At 35.8% G+C, this 14,425-nt stretch carries 7 protein-coding genes; 3 read left to right on the forward strand and 4 right to left on the reverse strand.

The window, feature by feature from the left end; genetic code table 11:
- Nucleotides 1-40: 40 nt before the first annotated feature.
- The 4 genes from AC3IPI_RS18670 to AC3IPI_RS18685 form a co-directional block, all read right to left on the reverse strand.
- Nucleotides 41-7,474, reverse strand: coding sequence for a T9SS type B sorting domain-containing protein (locus tag AC3IPI_RS18670; protein WP_489154816.1), 7,434 nt, complete (start codon nt 7,472-7,474; stop codon nt 41-43).
- Nucleotides 7,475-7,522: 48 nt separating this feature from the next.
- Nucleotides 7,523-7,702: a hypothetical protein gene (locus tag AC3IPI_RS18675; RefSeq protein ID WP_489154818.1), complete on the reverse strand. Its 180-nt coding sequence runs from the start codon at nt 7,700-7,702 to the stop codon at nt 7,523-7,525.
- 674 nt (nt 7,703-8,376) lie between these two features.
- Nucleotides 8,377-8,895, reverse strand: a complete 519-nt coding sequence (locus tag AC3IPI_RS18680; RefSeq protein ID WP_489154820.1) for an ankyrin repeat domain-containing protein — start codon at nt 8,893-8,895, stop codon at nt 8,377-8,379.
- A gap of 143 nt (nt 8,896-9,038) precedes the next feature.
- Nucleotides 9,039-10,559, reverse strand: coding sequence for a catalase (locus AC3IPI_RS18685; protein ID WP_489154822.1), 1,521 nt, complete (start codon nt 10,557-10,559; stop codon nt 9,039-9,041).
- A gap of 406 nt (nt 10,560-10,965) precedes the next feature.
- Here AC3IPI_RS18685 and AC3IPI_RS18690 point away from each other — a divergent pair, with 406 nt between their 5' ends.
- The 3 genes from AC3IPI_RS18690 to AC3IPI_RS18700 all read left to right on the forward strand — a co-directional run bounded on the left by AC3IPI_RS18690 (nt 10,966) and on the right by AC3IPI_RS18700 (nt 14,282).
- Nucleotides 10,966-11,508, forward strand: a complete 543-nt coding sequence (locus AC3IPI_RS18690) for a cysteine hydrolase family protein (protein ID WP_489154824.1) — start codon at nt 10,966-10,968, stop codon at nt 11,506-11,508.
- Nucleotides 11,509-11,914: 406 nt separating this feature from the next.
- A complete protein-coding gene (locus AC3IPI_RS18695; RefSeq protein WP_039116192.1) occupies nt 11,915-12,787 on the forward strand; it encodes a helix-turn-helix domain-containing protein in 873 nt (290 codons plus the stop codon).
- 127 nt (nt 12,788-12,914) lie between these two features.
- Nucleotides 12,915-14,282: an MATE family efflux transporter gene (locus AC3IPI_RS18700; protein WP_323489620.1), complete on the forward strand. Its 1,368-nt coding sequence runs from the start codon at nt 12,915-12,917 to the stop codon at nt 14,280-14,282.
- Nucleotides 14,283-14,425 lie beyond the last annotated feature (143 nt).

Here is a 14,425-nt window from a genome sequence, read left to right on the forward strand (position 1 = left end):
AAGTTTTCCCAGCTCTCAGGGATTAATTTAAATTTATCTGTTATCTGTTTAAATACAAGTACCCTGCTTTCGAATGTGCATTTGAAGCGTTGTCTTTATATTTTAGAATATAATAGTAAGTTCCTACTGGCAGCTCTGCACTTTGATTAATCGTTACACGTCCTTCAGATATTCCTTTAAAGACTCTGTCTGAATTATTATAATGATCCTGGTCAAATACTAAAACTCCCCAACGATTATAAATCTCTACTGTGTTATCAGGGAAACATTCTAATCCATCAATTTTAAATACATCATTTTCTCCGTCTCCATTTGGTGAAACAGCATTAAAAACTTCTATAATACAAGATGGATCTATAACTATTGAAACTGTCGCTGTATCACAATTTGTTGGATTTGCTTTTTCGCAGATGCTGTAACTAATGGTGTAGTTTCCTGCCGGCGTATTAGGTGCAACCGTGATTGTACCATCGGGATTTAATGTAAATCCTGCCGGAACAGATACTTCTGTTAAGTTTACTTCAGATGGTATAACCGGTACTCCGTTTAGGGTATCATTTGTTAATACACTTGGCGTTGTACCTCCATCTTTTTCATTAATTGGCGTTGCAGTATAATCATCATCGTTTGCCTGAATTACTGTTGTAGCTACTACTACTGTAGCAGTTGTTGTAGCACAATTTGATGAATTTAACTTTTCACAGATTCTGTAAGTAACCACATAATTACCTGTTGGCGTGTTTGGTGCTACCGTGATAGTTCCGTCTGCATTTAAGGTTAATCCTGTTGGTACATTTTCTCCTGTTAAGTTTACCTCAGCAGGTATAACAGGGAATCCGTTAAGGGTATCATTTGTTAATACGCTCGTAGTTGTACCGCCATTTTTCCCATTGATAGGTGTTGCAGAATAATCATCAACTATTGCATCAATTCTAGCTGTAACTACAACTACCGTGGCAGTTGTTGTATCACAATTTGATGGATTCAACTTCTCACAAATCCTGTAAGTAACAACATAAATACCCGCTGGTGTGTTAGGAGCTATAGTTATTGTTCCATCACCATTTAATGTTAATCCTGTTGGTACATTTACTTCTGATAAGTTCACTTCAGATGCAATGATTGCTAATCCGTTTAAAGTATCATTTCTTAGTACACTCAATGTTGTACCTCCATCTCTTCCTATGATTGGCATTGGAGTGTAATCATCTATTTTGGCACAAATTACAGATTGTATTACTACATCATCAGACACTGATGAAACACATCCTGAAGTTACATCTGTAACTGTTGCAGTATATGTTCCTGCTGGTGCTGTTACAACTCCTGATGCTGAGATACTAACTCCTGTAGATGGTGTAAAAGTATATGTCTTTGTAGCATCATAATTGGTAATTGCAAAACTACCTGTAGCAACAGTACACGTTGGTTTAGTCACTGTACCGAATAATGCTATTGCAGGTGCAGATGGTGCTGCATTGATTTTTGTACTTAAAGAAGTTACTGAAGTACAAGCTCCTAATGTAGCTGATACTGTATAATCTCCTGCTGGTGCTGTTACAACTCCTGTAGCCGATATACTTACTCCTGTAGATGGTATAATTGTATACGTGTAAGTTGCATCATAATTAGTGATTGTAAAACTTCCTGCTGTCATGGCACAAGTTGTAGGTTGTACTACAGTACTTAATACTGGTTGTGCAGGTGTAATAGGTTGAGCATTAACAATTGTACTAGCCGAAGGTGAAGTACAAGCTCCTAATGTTGCCGTTACTGTATAGTTACCTTCTGGTGCTGTTACAACTCCTGTAGCTGATACGCTTACTCCTGTATTTGGTGTAAATGTATACGTGTAAGTAGCATCATAATTGGTAATAGTAAAACTTCCTGTTGCGATGGCGCAAGTTGGTTGTGTTACAGTACCTAATATTGGTGTTACCGGTGTTACTGGTTGTGCATTAACAGTTGCACTAGCCGAAGCTGCTGATGTACATCCTGAAGTTACATCTGTAACTGTAGCGGTATATCCTCCTGCTGGTGCTGTTACAACTCCTGTTGCTGATATACTTACTCCTGTATTTGGTGTAAATGTATACGTATAAGTAGCATCATAATTGATAATGGTAAAACTACCTGTTGCTGTAGAACACGTTGGTTGAGTTACTGCACTAAATAATGCTATTGCAGGTGTTACTGGTTGTGCGTTAACAGTTGCACTAGCCGAAGCTGCTGACGTACATCCTGAAGTTGCATCTGTAACTGTAGCGGTATATCCTCCTGCTGGTGCTGTTACAACTCCTGTTGCTGATATACTTACTCCTGTATTTGGTGTAAATGTATATGTTTTTGTAGCATCATAATTGGTAATGGTGAAACTACCCGTTGCTGTAGAACACGTTGGTTGTGTTACAGCACTAAATAATGCTATTGCAGGTGTTACTGGTTGTGCATTAACAGTTGCACTAGCCGAAGCTGCTGATGTACATCCTGAAGTTGCATCTGTAACTGTAGCGGTATATCCTCCTGTTGGTGCTGTTACAACTCCTGTTGCTGATATACTTACTCCTGTATTTGGTGTAAACGTATATGTTTTTGTAGCATCATAATTGGTAATGGTAAAGCTACCCGTTGCAGTAGAACAAGTTGGTTGTGTTACGGCACTAAATAATGCTATTGCAGGTGTTACTGGTTGTGCATTAACAATTGTACTAGCCGAAGGTGAAATACAAGCTCCTAATGTTGCCGTTACTGTATAGTTACCTTCTGGTGCTGTTACAACTCCTGTTGCAGATACACTTACTCCTGTAGATGGTGTAACTGTATACGTATAAGTCGCATCATAGTTGGTAATTGTAAAACTTCCTGTTGCTGTGGCACATGTTGGCTGAGTTACAGCTCCTAATGTTGGTGCAACTGGCGTTACAGGCTGAACATTAATTGTTGAAATAGCCGAAGCTGCCGACGTACATCCTGAAGTTACATCTGTAACTGTGGCTGTATATGAATCTGCCGGTGCTGTTACAACTCCTGTAGCCGATATACTTACTCCTGTATTTGGTGTAAAAGTATAGGTCTTTGTAGCATCATAATTGGTAATTGTAAAACTACCTGTAGCAACAGTACACGTTGGTTGTGTTACTGCGCCGAATAATGCTATTGCAGGTGCAGATGGTGCTGCATTAACTGTTACCTCTAAAGAAGCTATTGAAGTACAAACTCCTAATGTAGCTGTTACTGAATAATCTCCTGCCGGTGCTGTTACAACTCCTGTTCCTGATATGCTTACTCCCGTATTTGGTGTAACAACATAAGTGTAAGCTGCATTATAATTGGTAATTGCAAAACTACCATTTGGAGAAGCACAAGTTGTTGGTTGTGTTACAACTCCTAATGTTGGTTGTACTGGTGTAACTGGTTGTGCATTAACAGTTGTACTAGCCGAAGGTGAAATACAAGCTCCTAATGTTGCCGTTACTGTATAGTTACCTTCTGGTGCTGTTACAACTCCTGATGCTGATATACTAACTCCTGTATTTGGTGTAAATGTATATGTGTAAGTCGCATCATAGTTGGTAATTGTGAAACTTCCTGTTGCTGTGGCACATGTAGGCTGAGTTACAGCTCCTAATGTTGGTGCAACTGGCGTTACAGGCTGAACATTAATTGTTGAAATAGCCGAAGCTGCCGACGTACATCCTGAAGTTACATCTGTAACTGTGGCTGTATATGAATCTGCCGGTGCTGTTACAACTCCTGTTGCAGAGATACTTACTCCTGTATTTGGTGTAAAAGTATAGGTCTTTGTAGCATCATAATTGGTAATGGTAAAACTACCTGTAGCGACAGTACACGTTGGTTGTGTTACCGCTCCAAATAATGCTATTGCAGGTGCAGATGGTGCTGCATTAACTGTTACCTCTAAAGAAGCTACCGAAGTACAAGCTCCTAATGTAGCTGTTACTGAATAATCTCCTGCCGGTGCTGTTACAACTCCTGTAGCCGATATAGTTACTCCCGTATTTGGTGTAACAACATAAGTGTAAGCTGCACTATAATTGATAATTGCAAAACTTCCATTTGGAGAAGCACAAGTTGTTGGTTGTGTTACAACTCCTAATGTTGGTTGTACTGGTGTAACAGGTTGCGCATTAACTGTTGTACTAGCCGAAGGTGAAATACAAGCTCCTAATGTTGCCGTAACTGTATAGTTACCTTCCGGTGCTGTTACAACTCCTGATGCAGAGACACTTACTCCTGTATTTGGTGTAAAAGTGTATGTGTAAGTCGCATCATAGTTGGTAATTGTAAAACTTCCTGTTGCTGTGGCACATGTAGGCTGTGTTACAGCTCCTAATGTTGGTGCAACTGGCGTTACAGGCTGAACATCTATTGTTGAACTAGCCGAAGCTGCCGACGTACATCCTGTATTTGCATCTGTAACTGTTGCTGTATATGTTTCGGCAGGTGCCGTTACAACTCCTCCTGCAGAGATACTAACTCCTGCAGATGGTGTAAAATTATAGGTCTTTGTAGCATCATAATTGGTAATTGTAAAACTACCTGTAGCAACAGTACACGTTGGTTGTGTTACTGCACCAAATAAAGCTATTGCAGGTGTTACTGGTTGTGCACTCACGGTAAAACTAGCTGCTGCAGAGATACATGTTCCTGCAGAAGCAGTAAGATCATAAATACCCGATGCTAATCCTGAGAATATACCGGTTGCATTGGTAACAGCTGGAATTACAGGATTTGTTCCCGTAAGCGTATAAGTAATATCCGGAGCTACTACGGGAGTAAGAACAGTAATAGTACCTGTGCTTAAAGTACAAGTTGGTTCCGTTACATCAGCTGTTGGAGCAGCTGGAGCAGCTGTATTAACAACTGTATAAGTTGACACAGAAGTTCCTGAACATAACCCATTCACAGTATATGTAAATGTAAATGATCCTGTTGCAGATACTGATGGTGACCAAAGATGACCATTTAAGTTTCCGCTTGATGGGTTTGTTGTTTCAACCCACGTTCCATAAGGATCAGCTGTAGCAGGAAGCAATGTATTTAAATCTAAAGTAGTAACTGATCTACAAACAGCTGTTGAACTATCTGCCCCAGAATTTGGGTTATCTAAATTTGAGGTTATTTGATAATCTAAAACAACATCTACACAAGATCCTGGAGGAGACGAAGTAAGTCTTACATGATAAGTACCCGTATCGGTAGCTGTATTAAATGTTGGAAAAGATAACGTTGAAGTAGTACTCAATACAGTTGGATCATTGTCTTTTGTCCAGCTAAAATTAAGATATGGAACTCCATCTACAGAAAGTTTTCCTGTTGTTGAACCATTACATATATTTACAGCTGTTAATTTTGGTAAACCTAGTTTTTCAATATCAAGTAAAGAGTTAACTACATTACCACAGTCATCTGTAATCCTAAAATTATAGATACCACCGGTTAAACCTGTAAAAAGGCTACTGCTACCATTATTTACTACAAATGGGTTACCATCTTTAGTAGTAATCGCATACGTATAAGGTTCAACACCGTCATAACCAGTTATAGAAGCGTTATAATGTACCCCATCTGCACATTTAAACGAATATAAATCTTTCGGTTTCAACCCCATTGTAGCATAATCAAAAGTAGAAAGAACATCAAAACAATTTCTTCCATAACCATAATTAGCAACACCTGGATACAATTCAAGCGTTGTAAAAGTCTTTACTATTCTATAAGTTCCCGGTGCTGTCCAAGAACCTTGCTGCTGACCATTTATTAATGATTGAGCATTTGATGCACTAGGTACATCGCTGGAAAAACCTCCTGCTGTAGGATGTCCCCAATTATTACTTGAAGGATCTTTTATTTGTAGCCAATAAAACACATTTTGATTAGCTTGAACAAGATTATCTCCTGTTACACTCAAATTAACATCAAAACTACCACACTTTTGAACTTTAGCTGCAACTACAGTCCCTTGATCATAACCTATAACAGTCACATCGGTAGGAATGATATGTCCGCAATTATCTGTCGTTTCAACTTTATATATTCCTCCTGCAACATCATCAAAGACAACATTGTATCCGTCTGCAGTAATACGAGATGTAACGTCAACAGGATAAGAACCAGAGAAACCCGAAGGTCCTGCCAAAATTCTTGCACTTACAAAAGTATATGTTGACGTATTTTGTGATATCGAAAATGTACCATTTCCAGCTCCACAACCTATTCCCTGAAATACCCATACACTCGGAGTTGGAGTAGATACTGTAACCTCTTCATCAATAAAAACATTACAAGCATCCGTTACACGAATCATATAAACCCCATCTGGTATTGGATTTCCAACACCTCCTACAAGGTTAGAGTTAGATGGTGCACCAATGGTGTATCCCGGCGGTGCCGATAAAACCTCGTATTGCAAAGTTTTTACCATATATTGAGTGCCTAAAGAAATATAGGATCCCATACAATCTGCAGGTAAAATCTGAGCAAATACTTCTGCAGGATTATTAATATTTCGTGTAGCAGGAAAGACATTTCCGCAAGCATCTGTGATCTTTAGATCTAATACAAAAGGTGCAGTATAAAAAGGAATAGAGGTAGTTATGTCCTCAGTACTACTACCAAACCGATTAGGACCTGTAATTGTTTTAGAAGTTGTTATGTCTGCTCCTCCACCAGGTGGATGAACAATATAGTCAAACTGAAGCGGGTAAACCATTACGTTACTATCTGCTCCTGCTTTTATAAATTGTCGAAAATCGCCAAAACCACAAGCACTTCTTTCTGTATTATAACTACTAATACCATTACTACCATCAGCAAATTCTATATTAGGTGTAAATACAGTAAGAGTAGCTGTTTGAGTTACAATTTCCCCACAATTATCTGTAACCGACACTACGTAAGAACCTCCGCTAAGACCTGTAAAAGATCCGCTCGATTGAGGACCTACATTCATAGGGCCTGTAATTGAATACGCATTAACAGCAGCTGGGTTTCCTGCATTAATCGTGACATTAATTGCGCCTGAATTAGGGCAAGTCACATCTGTTTTAGTAACAGTAAAACCTAGCGGACTCACATTTGCACTTATATTGCCATCCCAAGTTTGAGAGTTACTCGTGTGTCCGACCATACTTTGGGTGGCAACGATACGATAAACACCTCCGCTTAGTCCCGTCTGAGAATTGCTTGTTGTTGTAACAAGCGCCGTACTAAAATTTGGAGCTTTGTAGATCGCATAGGTAACAGTAGCACCGGGATCTGTTCCCGTAGTACTAAATGCTAATGCGCCATTGTTCCTGCAAGTCTCTGGAGTTGGCGTCACGCTGAGAGTAAATGTAGGCAAGGTCACTTGCGCTTGCATTGCAAAATTCACCAGTAGAAATAGCAATAAAACCGATCTACGGTGAAAAACCTTTGCCAAGCAGGATTTTTTAATTAAAGTAATTTTTTTCATGTTTCGCAGTTATAAAGTTTTTAAATTGATTTAAAATTGGGCTTAATGTTAATAACTGATCAGTGTTGTCAAGAATGACTGTGTAGTACTATAAGCACTATTGTTACCACTAGCCGTTACTTGATGATTCGGGATTTGTAATCCATGTCGAATACTAATTGGTTTAAATATTTTATAAAACAATTTAGCCCAAGGCACAAAGCGCCTCAAAAAAATAGAATGATCCATAATATATAAGTTGTTTAAAAATTACATGCGTAATAAGCGATTACTGCTATTAGCTATAGATTTAAGATTTATCTGGTACTGAAATTGTCATATTGCATCATGCCTAAAAACGTTAAGAAAAACAAGTTTCTTTGCGATTTTGGTCAATAACAATACCCATAAGGATATCTTAAATTTTTAGTTTGTGTTAATAACTCAGTAATTCTTTTAGAAGAAAATAAAATTTAGGTTTGTACTTGTGTTACTTTTTTTAACAAGTAAAAAACTAAAAAATTTTCTCAATAGCTCTTGAGGTTAAGTAAGCAATTTATAATGTGAGATTGATTTGGGAACAATATTCACACTACATAAAAACGTTAGGCAAACATATTATAAAAACTAGATAACATCCTAAAAAACACATACCACATAGGTACTCATACGTTTATAAAACAGACACTTAATGTTTTACAAGTTTAAAAATAACAGCGTATAATAAGATTCGGCGTTTTAATATTCCAAAAAGAAAATAAGGAATTTATATATAAATATATCTAAATTGTATTACAATGAATATTTTTTTTTAATTTTTTTTTAGTAGTAAATATCAAATTAAAAAAAACCTTATTACAATTAAGATGACATGTTAATAAAAAACTATTTAAGTTTTAAAGAGAAACAATAAACATTTTTATCTATTTTAAAAGTTGTACTGCAATTTCATTTTCCTGAAGAATTGCATAATCAAATGCCGTTTTATTAAACCTATCTCGTATTGTTTTATCAGCTCCTTTATCAAGTAGAATTTTTATTATTGAATCAGTGCCAAAGGTTGCTGCAAAAATTAATGCTGTTGCTCCATTATAATTTCTTTGATTGATGGTTGTTTTATAACTCAATAATAGTTGAACCATTTTATCCAATCGTTTAAAGCACACTCCCATAAGTGCCGTATTCCCCATTTTATCCTGAATATTAGGGTTCGCCCCTTTTTTTAACAACAATTCGGCAACTTCAAAATTGTCGTTATAGCATGCTATTATTAATGCAGTACTCCCTCTTTCATCCGCTCTATTAATATCTTCAACTAACAGCTTGTTCAATAGTTTGACATTATTGGTACGTGCAGCTGTAAAAATATCTTCTTGAGCAAAAGTTATAAAAGATGTAAACAGCATTAAAAGCAAAATATGCATATTGTGTTTTGTCTTCATTTTCTTGATGTATTATAAATTAGTATAGCCATAAAAACTATTGATTTAGTTATGATTGAAGTAGAAAAAAAGGAGTTCATTTAATTAAAAATTGAACTCCTTTTTTTAGAGTGATATTACTTCTAAATGTATATCTGGACTGTTTATCTTAAAAACATTTTTTCTACATCCTCTCTAGATAAACCAAGTTCCTTTGCCAAACGTTTTCCATAATCTGCATCAGCCATATAAAAATAACCAACCATTTTCTTAACCACATCTTTATTGGCTACACCTTTTAAATCACCCGATAGATTACTTATTAAATTTTGCTTTTCTTTTTCATTTAGAGAACGATAAAATTCACCCGCTTGTTTAAAATCGTTCGGCTTACTAATTTTTTGTTGAACAGTAGTTGTATTCACAAAGCTTGATTTTGAATACTGATAATTTTCGTTATCGATAAAACCATTTTTAGAAGCACTAGGCTCATAGTTAATATCTCCATTTCCTTTCTTTGTAGAAAAAGCACCATCTTGATTATTAGTAACTACTGCTACTTTAGAGGCATTTATAGGTAATTGCTGAAAATTTGCTCCTATCCTGTATCGTTGTGTGTCAAAATAAGAAAACAAACGTCCTTGTAATAACTTATCTTCCGATGGTTCTATTCCGGGTACTAATGTTCCAGGTGAGAATGCCGACTGTTCTACTTCCTGAAAGAAATTATCCGGAACTCTGTTTAATGTCATTTTCCCAACCAACTGTAAGGGAATCATACTTTCAGGCCACACTTTAGTAGGATCTAACGGGTTGATATCCAATTTATCAAAGTCACTAGGTTTTAATAATTGTACATAAAGTTCCCATGACGGATACTTCTCCATCTTTATGTTTTCATATAAATCTACTGTAGCGTGCTGAAAGTCTTTTCCTTGCATTTCGGTAGCTTCTGCAGCTGTTAGATTTTTTACGCCTTGTAGAGATTTCCATGTATACTTTACGTAGGTTACTTCGCCCCCATCATTAACCCATTTAAAAGCATGTACTCCAGAACCATCCATTTGTCTGTAATTAGCAGGTATTCCGTAATCAGAGTAAACACGTGTAAGCATATGTGTTCCTTCGGGAATGTTACTAAAAAAATCAAAAACTCTGCTTGCATCCTGCTTGTTAGTCACGGGTGATGGCTTGAAAGCATGCACCATGTCAGGAAATTTAATCGCGTCACGAATAAAAAATACAGGCAGATTATTACCTACCAGATCATAATTCCCTTGATCTGTGTAAAATTTAGTAGCAAATCCTCTTGGATCTCTCAAAGTCTCCGGCGAACCTGTACCGTGTACAACTGTAGAAAAACGAACAAAAACAGGACTCTTCTTCCCTTTTTCAAATAATGAAGCTCTTGTATAGCCTGAGAAATCTCCAGATGCTATAAATTCGCCATAAGCTCCTGTACCTCTGGCATGAACTACTCTTTCTGGTATGCGTTCTCTATCAAAAGAAGCCAGTTTTTCGATTAAATGAATATCCTCTAATAAAACCTGTCCATTCTGACCGATTGTTTTTGAATTTTGATTATCACCAACAGGAGTACCTGTATTAGTTGTAATCTGTTTTTGTTGTGCCATTATTGATATTGATGACATAACCAAAGCACACAGAATTGATCTTTTTTTCATATAGCATTTTGTTTTAGAGGACAAATGTATATGAGCACATTTATAAATTCAAACTGATAAAAACAATGTTGACATAGGTAAAACCTAACACCTTGGATGCATATTGATTATAAGATATAACCTGTAAAATCGCTGCTTTTTTTGTCACAAAAAGTTTAGGAGGTCTATCCTGATTTACGCTACTTTCAGTACTTTTTTAGATGTTTACATAAGTGTTAAACAATATTTTCTAAATTACTGCTCAAACTTTACCGAAAGAGCGTGATCCGAGTTACTAATTTTTCCATTAACATAGACAAAAAAAACAGTGCTTATCAAAATGGTATGTATTGGCAGTGCTTTGGTATCTGGTATCGCTAGTCTAAGTTTTAATTTTGTCAGATATAAATTTTAAAATAAAAATAAAATGAATAAGGCATTATTATTAATTGATATACAGAAAGAATATTTTGAAAACGGAGCATTAGAACTTGTAAATCCTATTGCTGCAAGTGAAAACGCCAAGAAACTATTGGAGCATTTTAGAAAAGAAAATGGGACTATTATTCATGTTCAGCATATATCCGGAGAAGGTGCTCCCATTTTTGTTGCCGGTACAAAAGGAGTGGATATTCATGAAAATGTAAAACCGTTAGCAGGAGAAAAAGTAATTACAAAACAGTTTCCTAATAGTTTTAGAGGGACTGATTTATTAGAATATCTTCAGTCAAAGGAAATAACACATTTGGTAATTGCAGGGATGATGACTCATATGTGTATTGACGCAGGAACAAGAGCTGCTGTTGACTTTGGATTTGAATGTACTGTAATTGGAGATGCCTGTGCTACATTGAATCTTCAAATAAATGGTCAGGAAGTTAAGGCTGCAGATGTTCATAATGCATTTTTGGCGGCACTGGAATTCTTTTATGCAAAAATTATAACTACAGAAGATTATTTGCTGTCGTAAAATAAAGAGCAAATAAAGAATCACTTTTATAAAATGAGCTGTAATTTATTACGGCTTATTTTTTTTGGTTGGAAGTAATTTGTAAATGAAGTTGTAAATTTGCTTTAATTATAACCCGTTGAGTGCAATTACTGTGTCTATTCACTTCGCTCGGGTCGTGAAAAATTTATTTAACACATAGAAACATAGATTTTATGTGTAAAAAAGAGTCCAAAAAGAAATATATTTCTTTCACATAGCTAGCTATGTGCATTTAAAACAAGTGAAACGCCTTTTTTGTGCGTACAAGACCTATGTTTCTATGTGTTAAAATTAATTACACCCAACGGGTTAATTATAATATTTTAAGCACCTCTTAAAGAAAGTAATCAAGGAACAGATTCCAATACATTAACTAATTAAAAAAATGAAAACGGTCAAATTTCATAAAACAGAATGTGGTGTTGAAGTGCTTCTAAATGTATTGCACGGCGATATGCTGAGCGAAAGATATCTAGAGCGCGATACTTACAATACTGATTTTTTTGAAATATTGCTTTTTAAGACTGCCAAAGGATCTCTGATTTTAAATCAGCAGAAGATCGATATAAGGGACAATACAATTGTTTTTATTTCTCCCTTTCAAAAAAGGCAATGGACTTTAGAGAAAGAGGGATTGGATTATACGGTTCTGGTTTTTCAGGAAAATTTTCTTAATGATTTTTTCTCAGACAAATTCTTTACATATCGCCTTTTGTATTTCTATCAATTGAATTATCCTTTAAATATTAGTATTGAAAAGGAAGAGCTTCAAAAAGCACTTGGTCAGCTTATGGAAATCAAATACGAACTTGTTAATAGCAAAACAGATAGTATTCATATTATACGATCTCTTACTTATTACCTACTTTTGAAGTTTAACAGAATATATGCTAATGCAAATAATCTTTCAATTGATAGGGCAGAAAATAACTTTGCATACCAATTTAAACAGTTATTAGAAATACATATTAGGCAGAAGCAGCGAATTGACTACTATGCAGATTTATTAAATGTGAGCAGGATTACAATTAACACTTGTGTGAAAAAGCAGTTTAATGTAACCGCGACAGAGCTCATAAAACAAAGACTGCTTTTTGAGATAAAGAATGACCTGATACATTCCGGAAAGACTATTGCTGAGATTGCTTATGATCTTCATTTTTCTGAACCTGGACACATGATGCGATTTTTTAAAACACAGACAGGAATAACCAGCAGTCAGTTCCTCTCAGATTATCAAAATGGTATATTTTCATAACATTTTATAAAGCTGTTACAGAATAAGATAATTTTACAACAAAAGAATTACTATACTTTAAATGAAAGTTTACAGCATGGCAATTTCAATACATTTAAATCTGCCTCAAGGCAATTAATTTTTCAATATGATCAAAAAATACAAATCCAATAAGATATATTACCAAAGTACAATAACGCTTGCAGGACCAGTTGTAATTTCTCAGCTGGGGCATACCTTAGTGCAGACTCTTGATACAGTTATTATTGGGCATTATGCAGGAACTATATCATTGGCAGCAGTCTCGCTGGTTCATTCTGTTTTCATGGTAGTTTTGGTCATAGGATTAGGAGTTGCCTACGGATTAACGCCATTGATTGCACAAGAAAATGGAAAATCAAATTTTAAGGAATGCGCCGAACTTCTGTCAAACAGTTTATGGCTTAATGTCGCGTCTTCAATTTTTCTTTTTTTAGTAGTGTACTATGGTTCTATGTTTGCCATGCAGCATGCAGATCAGGATCCTCAGGTAGTCGAAACAGCAAAACCTTATTTACTTATTTTAAGTTTATCTATTATACCTTTAATGATCTTTCAAACTTTTAAACAGTTTGCAGAAGGACTGGGCTTTACAAAACAAGCAATGTCCATAACGATATGGGGAAATGTGCTCAACGTAATTATCGCAGTAATTCTGGTAAAGGGAATGTTTGGGATCGAGCCAATGGGAGTTAAAGGAGTTGGAATTGCAACATTGATAGATAGGATTTTAATGATGCTGGTTATGATGTGGTATGTACTTCGCTCAGAAAACTTTAGAGTTTACCTGCACCATTTCTCCGTTAAGTTTATTGATTTTTCAAAAATTGCAAAAGTGGTAAAAATAGGATTACCTGTTGCTATGCAGTATGTGTTCGAAATTGGAGTATTTGCAGTTGCCGCTCTAATGGCGGGTCATATAGGCGCAGTAGAACAGGCAGCCCATCAAACAGCAATAACCCTTGCCGCAATGACCTACATGATGGCAGGAGGAATTGCATCGGCTGCAACTATTAAAGTCGGAAATAGTTTCGGAAACAAAAATTACAAAAGACTTCAAAAGTTTGCTTATGCATCCTATCATTTAGTTATCATTTTCATGATGTTCTTTGCTGTAATTTTTACAATCTTTAATCAATATTTACCTTACTTAATAACAAATGACGTAAATGTTGTAGCGCTGGCTGCACAATTATTAATAATTGCTGCAATATTCCAGCTCTTTGATGGTACACAGGTAGTTGGACTAGGAACACTAAGAGGAATGGGAGATGTAAACATTCCCACTTTTATAACCTTTGTTGCATATTGGATTATTGGTCTGCCTGCAGCCTATGTCTTAGGTATGCACTTCAATTTAGGTGTAAATGGAATCTGGTATGGTCTGACTCTTGGTTTGTTAACATCGTCTGTCTTACTGTATTTAAGATTCAGATATGTAATGAATAAGGTCTTGGAAAAAAAATCTATAAGCTAATATTAATCTCTAAATAGTCAGCATAAAAAGATAATCTATGGTCATGTATCAATCAGATAAAATGATTTTAGATGCAATGAAATATCCTATTTTAACAGAACCTCCATATCTTTAAAAAAAAGAGAGAAAAAAAACATCATTTT

It is taken from the genome of Flavobacterium sp. GL_143 (assembly GCF_057834355.1).